The 15,535-nt window shown below is 50.6% G+C and carries 13 protein-coding genes; 10 read left to right on the top strand and 3 right to left on the bottom strand.

Annotated features, from left to right (window positions below):
* The first annotated feature begins 516 nt into the window (after positions 1-516).
* The 10 genes from KQH53_11650 (at position 517) to KQH53_11695 (ending at position 13,525) form a co-directional block, all read left to right on the top strand.
* Positions 517-1,776, top strand: coding sequence for a glycosyltransferase (locus KQH53_11650; protein ID MCB2227322.1), 1,260 nt, complete (start codon positions 517-519; stop codon positions 1,774-1,776).
* A gap of 86 nt (positions 1,777-1,862) precedes the next feature.
* On the top strand, positions 1,863-3,212 hold the full coding sequence (locus KQH53_11655) for a hypothetical protein (protein MCB2227323.1): 1,350 nt from the start codon (positions 1,863-1,865) through the stop codon (positions 3,210-3,212).
* 116 nt (positions 3,213-3,328) lie between these two features.
* Positions 3,329-4,786, top strand: a complete 1,458-nt coding sequence (locus KQH53_11660; GenBank protein ID MCB2227324.1) for a sugar transferase — start codon at positions 3,329-3,331, stop codon at positions 4,784-4,786.
* A gap of 443 nt (positions 4,787-5,229) precedes the next feature.
* Positions 5,230-5,997, top strand: coding sequence for a class I SAM-dependent methyltransferase (locus KQH53_11665; GenBank protein MCB2227325.1), 768 nt, complete (start codon positions 5,230-5,232; stop codon positions 5,995-5,997).
* Between the two features lie 442 nt (positions 5,998-6,439).
* Entirely contained in the window at positions 6,440-7,459 is a 1,020-nt protein-coding gene (locus KQH53_11670; GenBank protein MCB2227326.1) for a thiamine pyrophosphate-dependent dehydrogenase E1 component subunit alpha, read from the top strand.
* Positions 7,460-7,486: 27 nt separating this feature from the next.
* A complete protein-coding gene (locus KQH53_11675) occupies positions 7,487-8,470 on the top strand; it encodes a hypothetical protein (GenBank protein MCB2227327.1) in 984 nt (327 codons plus the stop codon).
* Positions 8,471-8,552: 82 nt separating this feature from the next.
* Positions 8,553-9,659 (top strand): DegT/DnrJ/EryC1/StrS family aminotransferase, encoded by a 1,107-nt coding sequence (locus KQH53_11680; GenBank protein ID MCB2227328.1) that lies wholly within the window; start codon positions 8,553-8,555, stop codon positions 9,657-9,659.
* Between the two features lie 13 nt (positions 9,660-9,672).
* Complete coding sequence (locus tag KQH53_11685; GenBank protein ID MCB2227329.1) at positions 9,673-10,836, top strand: aminotransferase class I/II-fold pyridoxal phosphate-dependent enzyme; 1,164 nt, start codon at positions 9,673-9,675, stop codon at positions 10,834-10,836.
* Positions 10,837-11,010: 174 nt separating this feature from the next.
* Positions 11,011-11,808, top strand: a complete 798-nt coding sequence (locus tag KQH53_11690; protein ID MCB2227330.1) for a hypothetical protein — start codon at positions 11,011-11,013, stop codon at positions 11,806-11,808.
* Between the two features lie 190 nt (positions 11,809-11,998).
* Complete coding sequence (locus KQH53_11695; protein MCB2227331.1) at positions 11,999-13,525, top strand: oligosaccharide flippase family protein; 1,527 nt, start codon at positions 11,999-12,001, stop codon at positions 13,523-13,525.
* A gap of 73 nt (positions 13,526-13,598) precedes the next feature.
* On the opposite strand, the gene KQH53_11700 is transcribed toward KQH53_11695, so the two are convergent.
* From KQH53_11700 to KQH53_11710, 3 genes are all read right to left on the bottom strand, one after another.
* On the bottom strand, positions 13,599-14,033 hold the full coding sequence (locus KQH53_11700; protein ID MCB2227332.1) for a class I SAM-dependent methyltransferase: 435 nt from the start codon (positions 14,031-14,033) through the stop codon (positions 13,599-13,601).
* A 38-nt stretch (positions 14,034-14,071) separates the two neighbouring features.
* Positions 14,072-14,611 carry a class I SAM-dependent methyltransferase gene (locus KQH53_11705; GenBank protein ID MCB2227333.1) on the bottom strand — a complete coding sequence of 180 codons (540 nt, stop codon included), beginning with the start codon at positions 14,609-14,611 and terminating at the stop codon, positions 14,072-14,074.
* Positions 14,612-14,925: 314 nt separating this feature from the next.
* Positions 14,926-15,465, bottom strand: a complete 540-nt coding sequence (locus KQH53_11710) for a hypothetical protein (protein MCB2227334.1) — start codon at positions 15,463-15,465, stop codon at positions 14,926-14,928.
* Positions 15,466-15,535: the final 70 nt, after the last annotated feature.

The following is a 15,535-nucleotide window of genomic DNA, read 5'->3' on the forward strand; positions in this document are numbered from 1 at the left end:
CGATAAGATGACCGTTATGGGTGGCGCATGGCTTCGATTGAAACATTTCTCTGGATATCTTCGCTATTAATACTAGCCAAGAACTACCGTCTACAATCATTTTAAGTGCTTGATAAATATAATCATAATCACACATAATTTAGGAAGGCGCGCCTAGATACCGCTCTGAAATCGCAATCTGGCCTTTTCAGCGCTTATCCCAAGTAATTATTGTACTCATCGTTTTGCCAGACAAATTCACGACCATCTTTCTCATTTGATGACTTTGAGGGCAATTTTATCTATGAATACTCTAAGTTGAATTGTTTCTTGCCTTTACAGGAGGTCAGAATTAAGATTTGAACCTGAGGATCAGAAACATGGAATCCAGCCCCGCATCTCCCTGCGAGGCCCTTCGCCTCGGGAATTCGCCCGGCGCAGAATGGCCAAAACTCCGGCGGGAGGATCTTCGGATGGGCCTGATCTTCCTTTTTGGCCCAAGCTGGACTGGGTGACCTCTGTTATATGGGGGCTTGGATGCTTGTTTGGTTGTTAGAGGCAAGTGAAATCCTTCCACTAGAAGATGACACTCGCAAAATGCGTGCGGGATATTTAGCAGATGTCTTAACTAGCCGAGGCCATAATGTAGTATGGTGGGCAAGCACATTTAATCATCAATTAAAAAAATTTATTTACGATAAAGATACTGACATTGAAATAAATAGCAGGTTAACTATAAAAATGATTCATGGCTGTGGATATGGCGGTAACAGGTCGATTAAAAGATACATACATCATCGATTAATAGCCAACAAGTTTTACAAATTCGCTCAACGCTGTGAACGGCCAGACATTATCATTTCATTTATACCTTGCCATCGATTGGCATATATGGCCACAAAATATGCCAAAAATAATAGCGTCCCAATAATCGTGGACATCAGAGACAAGTGGCCCGATATCTTTATTACAAGCAAAAACAAAATTTTTGAGATTATTGCCAACATAATACTTTTTAGTGAGCAAAAGTGCACAAAATATGCAATGCGTAACGCATCAACACTGGCTGCTGTTTCTGAAACATATCTAAACTGGGCTTTGCATAAAATTGACAGGGCAAGAAATAAAATGGACAGAGTTTATTATTTAGGATACGCAAATAGCGATATTAACAGCGGCGGCAAACTTTATAAAGATGAAAATATTTCGGATGAGTTACGCCAATTAATTGATGGCAATTCCAGTAAAAAATTAATAGTTTTTGTCGGAACTTTTGGCTTTTCATATGATTTGATAACGATGGTAGATGTTGGCGCAAGGTTTCACGAGCAGCGCCAAACAGATGTTGTTTTCGTATTGGCCGGCACCGGGGAAAACTACGACAAAGTAAATAATTCAATAAGGTCGCCAAATGTTTTGTTGACGGGTTGGATTAATCATGATGAAATCAAATATGTGCTTAGCAAAAGTTATGCTGGCTTGATGCCATATCATGATTATGCCCCCCAAAGCCTCCCCAACAAATTTTTCGAATATGCAGTAAATAACCTCCCTATTATTTCTTCTTTAAAAGGAGAGATCGCTGAAATAATAACTGAAAATCAAATTGGCATCAATTATAAAGCTAACGACAAACAAGATCTCTATAATGCAATACAGTATCTGGTGGAAAATGAGAGCCTACATGACAAAATGGTTAATGAAAACTTGGCTGCCTTCCGCAACACATGCAATGCTAACTTAATTTATGAAGAATACGCGACCTATATAGAAGAAATATTTCGAAACAATGTTTAACATTATTGGGCATACCATGAACACCAACCGCCAAACAACCAGATCGGGCCCAGCCGCTTCATTCCTAAATGCTGAAAAGGCGCAAAATGTATAATGGCTATACCATATCGCTGGGTTTAATGGCTAGTTTATTATGGGTTTTTATCCTTTACAAAGAACGCGATGATTTATTAGGCATTTTTTCCCCAATTAGCTTAGTATCTATTGGCATTCTTGCTTTCTACATTGTGCCAAGCTTGTACTGGCAAGTTGTCCCATGGCGGAGCATTTTCCCGCCATATTATGGGGGTATTTTGCTGGTGATGATCGCGGCAACAGTGTTTTCCATTCCATTTTTTATTCGTGCTGCCTTAAGCAAAAAACGCGGGGACAAGCACCTACAGCCGCACAATATTCAGGAAAAAATCAAGCTGAATAAGTGGAGCTATTTGGGGGTGGCATTCATAGTAATCGGCTTTATGTGGAGGATTTATCTTATATCAATAGGTCGGCAATCACGGCTTGATAGAGAAATGGCCACATTCATGGGGTCAAAGGATTTGGCCTATTTGCTAGGCAATATTATATATGTATATCCTGCGTTTTATGCAATATTGATATTATTTGGCAATAAATTTAAACAAAAAATTGGATTCGCCCTGCTGATGAGCGACGGATTGTTACAGATGTTTACCTTACATAGATATGAGATATTAACATACACCCTTAGGGCGATGATAATAGTCAGATTAAAGTACAATAGGTTTAATAAAAAAATAATGGCGGCTGCAATTGTATTTATTATATTAATAATTGCTATCTTGGGTCAAGTCGGCCCCTATGCAAGTCAGATTGCTTGGAATAAAAGGTATCTCAATGCCAGTGATATTGTTGAATTAGTATCAAGCTATGAATGGAGGCAGAGGAGCGTTGACTCCGGGTTGTTGTCCCGGGTGGAAATTATGTCCAGCCAAGTAATGAAAAGACTCTATGACGCTCGCTCGGCAAGTGCAGTAATGTCTTCAGTGCCTCAGCGTATAGATTATATGTACGGCGATACTTTTATAGACGTATTGTTCGCATTAGTACCTCGCTATATTTGGAAAGACAAACCAGACTTATCCAGAACACACTTGATTACCAAGACGGTAATGCCGTTGGATAGTGGTGTTAACCCACTTGGCACTTTGGCCGAGCTATACGTAAACTTGAATTTTCTTGGAGTTTTTTTAGGCGCGATCGGATTTTTATTTATTTGCTTGCTGTTTAATTTTATTTTATACAGATCCAGCCGAGTTGGCTTGGCTACCACGGCTTGTTACCCTATACTTTTTGTTTGGTTTGTTGGGATCAATTTTAATCTCAGCCAAATTATCACTGAATTAATACGCGGCGCCTTGATAATAATAATGACAGTTTTATATTTAAAAATTGCATCAAAAAATATTGAAGAATGAATTTAGTAACTGATTCGGGTTAAAATTCAAATAGATGTTACGTTATATGTTTGTATGCTGGTAGTCTATAAATTTTATTTCTCCCCAACCACGCAAGATGATATGGAGAAAAATTAGTGCAAGACACAAGTACTAAATATCATAAGCTGACCGAGGCTCCTGGCGACAAGGCTTCATCCGAACAGCTGCAAAGGCTCTATCATCGCTACCACTTTGCCTGTTCCTGGATTAACGGCAACCGGGTCTTGGAAGTAGCCTGTGGTACCGGCATAGGGCTCAAGTACCTTGCCAAGTCCGCGGGATGTACCTATGGCTGTGATGTGGATCAGACGAATTTGGACCGAGCGAGGCAGATATGCCACGGTGAAGCGGAAATTCGCCTGGATGAGGCCCGCGCGGAGGTGTTGCCTTATGCCGATGGCAGCTTCGATGTAGTGATCCTTTTCGAAGCTCTCTACTATCTAGATGACCCTGGTCTCTTTGTGCGGGAAGCCTGCCGCCTGCTGTCCGACGACGGGATTTTATTGATCGGCACGGTCAACTGCGAATGGGACAGCTTCCACCCCTCGCCTTTGTCCAAAAAGTACTACTCCGCCCGCGAGCTGGGCGAACTGCTGGAAGGGCCCTTTGCCTGGCATAAGATGTGGGGGGCCTTTCCCACCGAAGCCACCGGAACCCGCGAAGCGGTCATCTCCCTGCTCAAGAAGGGGGCCAACACCCTCAACCTGATCCCTGGCAGCCTGCGCTCCCGCGCCTGGCTCAAGCGCATTTTCTTCGGTGAACTGGTGCCCTTGCCCCAGGACTTCTCCAGCGCCGAGATACCCTACGATCCGCCCGCGCCCCTGAGCGGTCAGTCCCCGGAGACCAGCTACAAGATTATCTACGTGGCCGCCGGCAAGGGCGCGGCCTTTGACCTGCCTCAGGCGCCCTTCACCCCAATCGGGGCCTCCAAGGCCCCGGCCCACGGCGGCGGCAGACTAAAGCGGCTCATGGACATCGCAGGCTCCCTGGCCGGGCTCATCGCCCTTTCGCCCCTGCTGGCCATCGTGTCGCTGTCCATTTACCTGCACGACCGGGGGCCGGTGCTGTACCGCCCCTTGCGCATGGGCCGCCACAAGCGGCCTTTCCGCATCAACAAGTTCCGTACCATGGTGCAGAACGCCGACCAGATCGGCGGGCCCACCACCTCCTTGCGCGACAACCGCATCACCCCGGTGGGCCACATCATGCGGCGCTACAAGATCGACGAGGTGCCGCAGTTGGTTAACGTGCTGCTGGGAGAGATGTCTTTGGTGGGGCCGCGCCCCGAGGTGCTCTCGGAAGTGGAGGAGTACGGCCCGGAGTGGGACGACATCTTCCTGGTGCGGCCGGGCATGACCGACTGGGCCTCCATCGATTTCCGCCACGAGGACGAGATCGTGCAGGCAGCGGGCATGGACGACCCTCACCAGGCCTACAAACTCCTTATCCAGCCTCGCAAGTTGGAGTTGCAGTTGGATTACGCCCGGAATCACTCGCTGGGGGTTGACCTGGCCATCATCCTGGCCACCCTCAAGACCGTGGCCGGGGGCTAGGCCGGCAGCAGGGGCGGCCTGTCCTTGATGGGCCGTTTCTGCACCAGCCAGATACCGGGGGCCGCTCCTCTTGTCCTCGGGGGGATTGTTTAAGCAGATTACAAGGATCGAACTTGTGCCCTCCGCTCTCATAACTCTGTTTCGCTGGGATAGCGCGCTTGGCGCTTCCAAAACAGATCGCCCTAGACTCATACAGATCCACAAGCATATTATTATGCACGCTCCTAACCAGCATGAAGGGAGGATCGGAAGTCTATCCAAATCCCTACTTGCATAAGTCATCCGGCATTTACTACAGGAATACGGCAAGTTGACCTTCCAGCAGGCAGATGCCAAAGGCGAGGCCAAAGAACCCACTTTTGTTTATGATTATCCATCAATAAACCCGCAGTTTAGAGCGGCCGCATAGAACAACTGGCCGTATGTCCAGGAGGTAAGAGCAGATGTCATTTGCCGGCGGAAAAATTGGGGCAATTCTTCACTTAATTGAAACATATCTCGCTGTATTACCAACAGTGCTTTATAGAATGACATTGTCTGCTTTTTTCGACCCAAAAGGCTGCCAGAAATTCGTTCATTCAGTGCTGGACAATTTAGACCTAACCACCGACGATAGAGTGCTCAAAACTACGACAATGTCAGAAATATTTAAAACGGACTTACCGGACGAGCTAAACGTCACAATATATTCTAAAGCACAGCCAGGCGTTACAAATAATATCAACGAAATAAATACTCTCGCCTTCTTGGTAAAAACTATTAAACCTAATCGTATTTTTGAATTCGGGACACACGTTGGAAGAACTACCCGCATGTTTGCTCAGCTAACATCCTCCGACGCAAAAATAACCACCTTGGACTTGCCCCGGGAAATGGTTGCTCATGACATAGGGTCAGCTTTTTACAGTTCAGCGGAAGCCAGTAAGATCCGTCAGGTTCATTCTGATTCTATGTCTTACAACTATACGCCGTATTATGATAAATGTGATTTTGTTTGGGTGGATGCGTGTCATGATTTCGAATATGTGATGTTTGATACAAATGAAGCTTTAAAAATGTGTAAGCAAGGAGGCCATATTGGATGGCATGACTATCGCCATACCGCTTGGTGGTCTGGCGTCACCCGTGCGGTTAGAAAAACCGCATCAAAGAAAGGCCTGAAGATAATGCATATACGTGGTACTACAATTGCTTTGTTGAGAAAAGTTTAAAGCTTTCCACCCAGGCCATCTATTGTTTGCGCCGATATTCTGGGATTAGACAAATGATCCGACTTGCCTCCATGCAACTCCGCCCCTAAGGGCGGATTGGAGTCTTAGGGCCACCACCAGATAATGTTAGTCTAAAAGATTACCTGCCCCGCTCAAATAGCGTTAGGCCTTACTGCTCTAAGAGCAACTTGGGTGCCTCGCAAGGATGAAAGTACCTCCCCTCACGCCTTTTTAACCAGCGTTGTGGTTTAAATTACTGCAGCCAGGGCTGGCCCCACTCCAGCCTGGACGTCAGGACGACGGACAGGCATACTAGGGCTAGCCAATCGAGGGAATAATAGGGGCGGCGGCGTGCGAACGACCAACGCCATCCGCCCTAACAACTCCGCCAACTTGTCCAAACATTGGGGGCACCTATGGGGGCCGTCGCAGGTTACCGGACATGACAAGCGCGCCAGGCAAAGACCGACTATACGTGATGCAATACCCCAGGGATCTATTGCTGGACCTCCATCGGCGCATGCTCGCCATTCGCCTGTGCGAAGAAAGCCTGGTGGAGCCCATCCTGGACGGCTCCATACGCTGCCCGGTGCACCTGTGTTCCGGGCAGGAGGCGGTGGCGGTGGGGGTGTGCGCCGCTTTGCGGCAGGACGATTACGTGATGGGCAACCATCGCTCCCACGGCCACTTTTTGGCCAAGGGGGGCCGGATGGAGGCCCTGGTGGCCGAGGTCTTCGGCAAAGAGGGCGGCTGCTCCCGGGGGCGGGGGGGCTCCATGCACCTCATCGACCCCTCGGTGGGCATGCTGGGGTCCGCGCCCATCGTCTCGGGCACCATCTCCCTGGCTCTGGGTGCCGCCTTGGCCGGCAAGATACGCGGCGACCAGCGGGTGGCGGTGAGCTTCTTCGGCGACGGGGCCACCGGCGAGGGGGTGCTCTACGAGTCGCTGAACTTCGCGGCCCTGATGCACCTGCCCATGCTCTTCGTCTGCGAGAACAACCTCTACGCCACCCACATGCCCATCGGTGACTGCCGCCCGGCCTGCGCCCTCAGCGATATCGCGCGGCCCTTTGGCATGGAGAGCGTGTGCGTGGAGGGCAACGACGTGCTGGCCGTGCTGGCCGTGGCCCAGGAGGCGGTGGCCGCCTGCCGCGAGGGGCGGGGGCCGGTGTTCATCGAGGCCAGCACCTACCGCCTGCGGGGGCACGTGGGCCCGGACGACAACATCCAGGGCACCCACACCGACATCCGCCCCCCGGAGGAGTTGGCGCGTTGGCGGGAGAACGACCCCATCACCACCTTCGAGGCGCGCCTGGTGGCTGAAGGGGCGGCCAGCGACGAGGAGCTTGCCCGGATGCGTGGCGAGGTGGGACGGGAGGTGGAGGCGGCCCACGCCTTCGCCGCCCAGAGCCCTCATCCCCCGGCGGAAGAGCTCGCCGCTCATCTGTTCAAACATGATTAGCCGCGGCCGCTTGCCGGGAGTCTCGCGATGCCTACCCTGACTTACGTAATGGCCATCAATCAGGCGCTGCATCAAATGATGGAGGCCGACGATTCGGTGTTCCTGATGGGCCAGGGGGTCAAGAGCCCCTGGTACGTGGGCAACGCGGCCAACGGCCTTTTGGACCGTTTCGGCCCCGACCGGGTCATCGACACGCCGGTGTCGGAGAACGCGGTGACCGGGGCCGGGGTGGGCACGGCCCTGGCCGGGATGCGCCCCATCGTGGTGCACCCGCGCATGGACTTCATGTTCTACGCCTTTGACCCCATCATCAACCAGGCGGCCAACTGGTACTACATGAACGGCGGGCGGCTCAGCGCGCCGGTGGTGGTGTGGGGCATCATCAATCGGGGCGGCGAGCAGGCGGCCCAGCACTCCCAGGCCCTGCACGCCACCTTTGCCCACGTGCCGGGGCTCAAGGTGGTGATGCCCGCCTCACCCCACGACGCCAAGGGGCTGATGATCGCGGCCATACAAGACGACAACCCGGTGGTGTTCATCGACGACCGCTGGCTGCACGGCATCGAGGGCGAGGTGCCGGCCGAGCCCTACGCGGTGCCCCTGGGCCGGGCGGCGGTACGCCGCGAGGGCAGCGACGTGACCATCACGGCTCTGTCCTACATGACCCACCTGGCCTTGCAGGCGGCGGAGGAACTGGCCGCCGAAGGAATCTCCGCCGAGGTGCTGGACCTGCGCAGCGTAAAGCCCATGGACCGCGCGGCGGTGCTGGCCTCGGTGAACAAGACCGGCCGCCTGCTGGTGTGCGACCCGGGCTGGCAGAGCTTCGGGGCCTCGGCCGAGGTGGCCGCTCTGGTGGCCGAAGAGGGCTGCGCCGGGCTCAAGGCCCCGGTGCGCCGCCTGGCCCTGCCCGATCTGCCCGCCCCGGCCAGCGGGCCCCTGGAAAAGGCCTATTACCCCGTCGCCGGCGATGTGGCCCAGGCGGTGCGCCAGCTAGTGCAAAGCCAGAGCTGAGCCCGCCCCGATAAATCAGGTTAGCCATCGGCCCGGCCCGCGGCCCATCCGCCCCAGACCCGGCCTCTAAGGAGTCAAGCCAATGTCATACAAGGTGCGTTTCGTGGACCCGGCGCGGAACTACCGCAACATCAAGGACGAGATCGACGCGGCCTACTTCGAGGTCATGTCCAAGGGAGACCTGATCGCGCGGGGCCAGCTGGACAGTTTCGAAAAGAACCTGGCCGACTTCGTGGGCACCAAGTACGCCGTGGGCCTCAACAGCGGCTACGATGCCCTGCACATGTCGCTGCGGGCAGCGGGAATCGGGTCCGGCGACGAGGTGATCGTGCCGGCCCATACCTTTGTGGCCACCACCTCGGCGGTGGTCAACGTGGGGGCCACCCCGGTGCTGGTGGACGTGGGCAAGGACTTCAACATTGACCCCGGGCTCATCGAGGCGGCGATCACCCCGGCCACCAAGGGCATCATCCCGGTGCACCTGAGCGGCTATATGGCCGACATGGAAGCGGTGATGGCCCTCGCCGAGAAGCACGGCCTGACCGTGGTGGAGGACGCCTGCCAAAGCCTGGGCACTTCCATGAACCGCAAGCAAGCCGGTTCCTGGGGCCTCACCGGCTGCTGGAGCTTCTACCCCTTCAAGATCCTGGGCGGCTATGGCGACGGCGGGGCCATTACCACCGACGATCCCGAGGTGGCGTTATTCGCCACGCGCATGCGCTACAACGGCGAGGACCGCCAGAGCGGCGAGTATCACGGCCACGGCTTTACATGCCTGCTGGACAACCTACAGGCCGCCTTTTTGGACGTGAAGCTCCGGCACCTGCCCGCCTGGATCGAGCGGCGCAAAGAGATCGCCGAGGCCTATCGCCTGGCCTTGGGCGGTTTGCCCGACCTGCTCCTGCCCCACTATGACGACCCCCGGCGGGACCACGTTTATCAGAACTACACCCTGCGCTCCAAGCAGGGCAACGAATTCTCCGAGTTCCTCAAGGCCAACGGGGTGGAGGTGCTCACCCAGTTCCGCAAGCCCTACTACAAGCACGAGGGGTTGGGGCTCAAGGACGGCGACTTCCCGGAGACCGAGGCCCTGAGCGCCGAAGTCTGCTCCCTGCCCATGCACCCGGACTTGGAGCAGGAGGAGATCGACTACATCATCGCCACGGTGCAGAAGTTCTACGGGGCCTAGGGAGGGCGCGGCCATGAAACAGCTTTCCATGATCACCGAGCGTTTCAGCGAGTCGGTGATACGCGAGATGACCCGCATCTGCGACAAGGCGGGCGGCTACAACCTGTCCCAGGGATTCCCGGACTTCGACCCCCCGGCCGAGGTGGTTCAGGCGGCCAAGGACGCCATGGACCAGGGCTTCAACCAGTACCCGGTGACCTTCGGGGAAGAGCCCCTGCGCGAGGCCATCGCCCGCAAGGTGGCCCGTTTTAACCACATCACCTGCGACCCGGCCACGGACATCACCGTGACCTGTGGGGCCACCGAGGCCATGATCGCCAGCCTCAAGGCCCTGATCAACCCGGGCGACGAGATCGTGATTTTCGAGCCCTTTTACGAGAACTACGGCCCCGACTCCATCCTCTCCGGGGCCACCCCCCGCTACGTGACCCTGCATGCGCCGGAATGGAGCTACGACCCCGACGAGCTGGCCGCCGCTTTCAATGAGCGCACCAAGGCCATCGTGATCAACACCCCCAACAACCCCACCGGCAAGGTGTTCAGTCTCCAGGAGCTGGAGTACATCGCCGGGCTCTGCGAGAAGTGGGACACCTACGCCATCACCGACGAGGTGTACGAACACATCGTCTACGAGGACGCCCAGCACATTTCCCTGGCCTCCCTGCCCGGCATGGAGGCCCGCACCATCACGGTCAACTCGCTCTCCAAGAGCTACTCGGCCACCGGCTGGCGGGTGGGTTGGGCCATCGCCGCCCCGGAGATAACCCAGCGTATAAGGAAGGTGCACGACTTCCTCACCGTGGGCGCGCCCACCCCCCTGCAAATGGCGGGAGTCAAGGCCATGGACCTGCCGGAGTCCTATTACCAGGGACTGGCCGGCAAGTATCAGGTGGCTCGCGACTTCCTCTATGAGGTACTGATCGCGGTGGGCTTCAAGGCCTTCAAGCCCAAGGGGGCCTACTACATCCTGACCGAGGTGGAGCCCCTGGCCGGGCGGCTGGGAGCGGGGGACGACTTTGACTTTGCCACCAAGCTGATCCACGAGACCGGGGTGGCCACCGTGCCGGGCACTTCTTTTTATGCCAGCCGAGGGCGCGGCCAAAACCAGGTGCGCTTCTGCTACTCCAAGTCCATGGACATGCTGAGCGCGGTGAAGCAGCGCCTCAAAGCAATATGAGCCACAACAATTATTATGCTCCTGGCCTCGGGAATGATTGCGCATAAAGCGAGGCCAAATTGGGGCCAGGTTCGATTATTATCGCTATTTCGCCTGGTAGTTGGTTTGCCTTGCGGCATGTCCGCGCGTAAACTTATGAGGCCATAACCAAGTATTGGCATAAGGCGCAGCCTGATGAAAAACAGAGGAACCCTTCAACATAATGCCGCAATACCTTTATACTATTACCGCAAAATGCTGCTTTATAACTTCAGCTCCTTCCGGGTATTATCACGCTGCGCCTGCATGGGCTTAGATGTAATACGGATGATCGGCTGGGATAGATCTTGTCTAAATTTTCAGAAATCGCGCGTCGATTACCTACTTAAACTGGCTGAAAACCATCGTATTAAACCGAAGATCGGCACTGTTGAGAAATATTTAGAGCGCAAGGACATATTATCCCTCATCTACCAACAACGTCATGATTTTTGGAGGCACAAAAAGCCCAACCTCATCATTTTAGATTCTTTTTCCGAACTGACAGACCAGCTTTTTGTCCACAAAAAGAACCGATGGTGTTTTTTATGCAATTACAATGACGTAAACCACCAGAAGGTTTTTTCTTCCACATTCCACTGTGATGGTCTTCTGGAATTAGACGAATTGCCCTTTTATTACAAAGCATTTTTTACCAAACTTAAAAAACACTATCCCAACGTGCCAATAGTTTATTTGCACTTTCCGACCACACTCGACGTTCGACCGGTTTTCAAAAATAGAGGGCAACTAATTTTTCAATATATCAACGAAATAGCTGACAGCCATGACAACTTCTTCTCCTTTAAGATAGGCGATTCCGTAGTACTGCAAAATACTTGTTTAAACACAGACGAAACATTCCGCGAGTTTCCTTACCACTTCAACAACGATGTCTACCAATGGTATGCAGATCAGATTAAAATGGCAATCCAGGACCATATAAATATCTGAAACCAAATTATACAGTCTAATGCTGGCATATTAAATCGATACAAATTTTGCCTTTAAAAATTCGATTACATCTGGAAAGGCAACACTGTGGAGCGGGCCTGAAAACAAATGCGAGCGAATGCAAAAAAGGCATGTCCGTGCTCAGCGGACAATATTTTAACAAATCATTGCTTCTCAGGTTTGTCGTCTAATGTCTAGAAAAAAAACCGCTCTTATCAGCATTTTTTCTAATTATGTATTAATAATTATAAACATACTAAGCGCTTTTATTTTGGTGCCATATTATCTTGATTATATATCAGTAAATTTATATGGAGCCTGGCTATCATCGGGAAGCCTTGCGGTCCTAATAATGATTATTGATCCGGGCCTATCAATAGTTGTGCTACAAAAAATAGCCTTTCATTACGGCAAAAATGACTTGGTTGAAGTAGGCCGCCTAATTAAAAACGGAATAGTTATTGCGTTTTTATTCGGGGCCGCCGCACTTTGTGCCGGCATAATCACCTCGTTTTTTTTATTTGACATTGTGGGGATAGTAGACGCTGCAAACCAACCCATATTAAAGCAAGGCTTTATTGTTGCGATCATCGCGGCCAGTATCATGGTCGTAGCATATGGCGTGGGCGGGATAACCTTGGGTTTACAAGCCAGCATCTGCCCTTTCAGCATTCATATTTTAACAACTATTTTCTGTATTTTCTTACAAATTAAGCTGCTTATGTGTGGTTATAAAATACTGGCGATTGCTTATGCTTCCTTGGTGATGTCATTGTGTCTATGCGTGGGGAATAGCCTATACATGCTTTGGCGGATTAAAAAGGAAGCCATTCCTTTTGAAAAGGGATTTAGCGGTATTATAGAATTAATTAAATTTGGGGGCTTCACTTTTTGGTCTAAAATTGCAACTGAAATAGCCATGAATACCGACCTAATTTTACTCAACAATTTTGTTGGGCCAAAATCAAGCGTGGCATTAAGCACGAACAGAAAGGCACTGCAAGGCACCCAAAAATTTGTAACGATGATCTCCGCAAGCATGTTAGCCAGTCTGAGCAACTTATATGGTACCGGCAAAATAGATCGTTCAAAGGAAATTGTTCTACGACTAATCAATATAAAGATTTGGCTAATTGGGCTGTTCATTATTGAGTTTTTGTTGCTGAATGAAACTTTCATTAACCTTTGGATAGGAAACCAATACTTTGTTGGGCAATTTAACAATTTATTAATAGTACTTTCTACCGCGCTTTTAATGCTGAACGTATCAATGAGCAACATTTGCTTCGCTCTTGGCAATATTAAGGGAAATAGCTTGGCCATGATGGCCAGAACCATCATTTATTTGTCAACTGCCGTGCCAGCCACTTATTTCTTCGGATTACCAGGCTTACTTATTTCATTCATATTTGCCGGGACTATCGCCAATCTGTGGTATTTCCCAAAGGTAATAATAGAGCGCCTGAGCCTTTCGAGAACAACCATAATAATTACCCTAATTGAGGCCTCAAAAGTATTAGCTAGTGTTGTCATGATATACTTAATTTTTTACTCAGTTACCGTAGTTTCTATTTTAGGCTTCGCATTATGCGCCCTTGCAATAGCCACACTATACTTTTTGTTTGCTATGGTTGCTTCGGCTAATTTGAGGCAAGAATTGGTGGTGCTATATGGCAGCGCTCAAAAAGCATTGAGGAAGATAAAATCCATAGATTAAAACAAACATTATGTTTTATGGCGCCGAAAATTGGAAGAGAAATGGTTTTTCTTAAAGCTTCCGGAGCGCCCGCCTAGTTTCTTTTTAAAAAACGTCGCGAGTATCGCTTCAAGGTATTGGCAAGAAGCGCCCTGGATGTAATTGCTGCATACTTAAACAGAGCCCTTGAATCTTCTTTAGCAATTATATTTTTCATGGTTGAGTACTCATTTTCCAGAGCACCTACATTTCCCGAAATGTTCATGTCTTTCCTAAATAAAACACCAAAGTTAGCCCCCATTATACCACTCCCGACCATATCTTCAGTTTCTTGCAGCGGAGAAAGCTTGCACTTTGCCATATAGTGCTTTAGCGTCCTTCTATTAAAATAATATACATGGGCATTTTCTAGCATCTTCATAGAAAAATAATCGATATTTGGAACTTCGATGTATATCGAGCCATTATCATTCAATTTCTCTACAAGCCTGCCTATCTCTAATATAGGATCTAAAAAATGTTCTAACACGTGACTCAATACTATGAGGTCAAATTTACCTTCAACATCTAAAACGCCCCTACTCGCAGATCCAATCCAACCTTTTTACCTATTTCGACGCAGTTTTTAGATAAATCATAACCGACAACCTTTTTGCCCGCTTTACTGTAAGGGCATAGCAAATACCCGCGATTGCAGCCCACCTCCAAGACCGATTCAATCTTGTCTAAATAAGGAACTATAATAGGGTTAATTTTGTGATGAAAAGGATATTCATCGTCCTCTGCTTGGAGTGCATACACATCCATATAAAAGCTGGCGCTATAAAATTTGACATATTCTTCATCGGTCATTCTCGGTGATAGGTATATAAGCCCACAATCTTTACAGATAACGGTTCTTTGATGAAAACCAAACCTATCAATCGAGGCTAATACCTCTTTTTCTTCACTGCCACACAGACAGCTCGCGGGAATAAAATCAATTTTGTTTTGTTTAACTTGCTCATTAAACCACCTAATTGATCTTTTAGATTTCCCTTCTCTGTAGGTCAGAGACGGCAACACATTACTATAAAACCACATGCTTTTAGTTAGCTTAACGGCCATGACATACCCTCATCAACAGTCAGATAATTGGTTCAAATTATGGAGATGCGGTGACAAGTAACTTCCCTTTGAGCCCTCTAGCTGCTGAGATTCGCCTTATCGTACAGTTTGGATGCGCCCACATTCTTTGTTTTTTATAAAACGAAGCGCTTTGTCATGGTAACCTCAGGCTCTTTTACGGTCAATCGCTTACCCTGGTGCCACTTTGCTCGCTTCATGGTTTGAGTGCGCAATATCGCCCTTGCCAGCTATTTCTGCCATGCAATTTTTTCGCTTAACAGAGTGCTTGGTTACAACCGGAGCATAAACGCTCCTTACTGCTGGCGCAGGCTCTCCAGCAGCGCGGCGCGGCACTGTAGGCACCACAAGCGCTCAAAAAGCTGTGCGCAACCCGCCTGATCGTGGGCGTAATCGGTTGCCTGGGCTAAAGGAGGCCGGTTAGCATCAGAGTCCAGGATAGCCCTGTAAACATGCAACCGCTGATCGGAAAACGAGCTATTCACTGCCCAGCCATCGCTACTGAGGCATTCCAGCTTTACTACATCATCGCGGGGGCAACCCAATTCCCTCTCCAGGATATTGAAAGCGCCGTCATGAAGGGAGGTGCCCGCTTCCACCCTTCCACCAGGCAAATCTTCGGTTAATTCGTGTAGGCCGTGCCGGTATTGAGGCGCAGGTAAGATTACGCGGTCTTTATATAGCGGCACCACTATCAGCGAATCGGCTTTTTCTACCCGCCAATATTCCAAAAGATTCTTTTTATCGTCCAAAACCCGCTCGACCACTAAAGTGAGCCAGCGGCTTTCCAATCTGAAGATGGTGCCCTCAACAGACCACATTTCATTCTGGCCCACAGTTTCCACCTCCTGGCAGGGATTCCCAGCCCCTACGAGCCTGCCCCATATCCGCTATGCAAACAAGGAT

It is taken from the genome of Desulfarculaceae bacterium, from assembly GCA_020444545.1.
Taxonomy (GTDB): Bacteria; Desulfobacterota; Desulfarculia; order Desulfarculales; family Desulfarculaceae; genus Desulfoferula.

Bases quoted from the DNA above. Each gene is read 5' to 3' on its own strand.
- KQH53_11650 (MCB2227322.1), top strand. From the start codon at position 517: ATGCTTGTTTGGTTGTTAGAGGCAAGTGAAATCCTTCCACTAGAAGAT.
- KQH53_11655 (MCB2227323.1), top strand. From the start codon at position 1,863: ATGTATAATGGCTATACCATATCGCTGGGTTTAATGGCTAGTTTATTA.
- KQH53_11665 (MCB2227325.1), top strand. From the start codon at position 5,230: ATGTCATTTGCCGGCGGAAAAATTGGGGCAATTCTTCACTTAATTGAA.
- KQH53_11670 (MCB2227326.1), top strand. From the start codon at position 6,440: ATGACAAGCGCGCCAGGCAAAGACCGACTATACGTGATGCAATACCCC.
- KQH53_11675 (MCB2227327.1), top strand. From the start codon at position 7,487: ATGCCTACCCTGACTTACGTAATGGCCATCAATCAGGCGCTGCATCAA.
- KQH53_11680 (MCB2227328.1), top strand. From the start codon at position 8,553: ATGTCATACAAGGTGCGTTTCGTGGACCCGGCGCGGAACTACCGCAAC.
- KQH53_11685 (MCB2227329.1), top strand. From the start codon at position 9,673: ATGAAACAGCTTTCCATGATCACCGAGCGTTTCAGCGAGTCGGTGATA.
- KQH53_11690 (MCB2227330.1), top strand. From the start codon at position 11,011: ATGAAAAACAGAGGAACCCTTCAACATAATGCCGCAATACCTTTATAC.
- KQH53_11695 (MCB2227331.1), top strand. From the start codon at position 11,999: ATGTCTAGAAAAAAAACCGCTCTTATCAGCATTTTTTCTAATTATGTA.
- KQH53_11705 (MCB2227333.1), bottom strand. From the start codon at position 14,611: ATGGCCGTTAAGCTAACTAAAAGCATGTGGTTTTATAGTAATGTGTTG.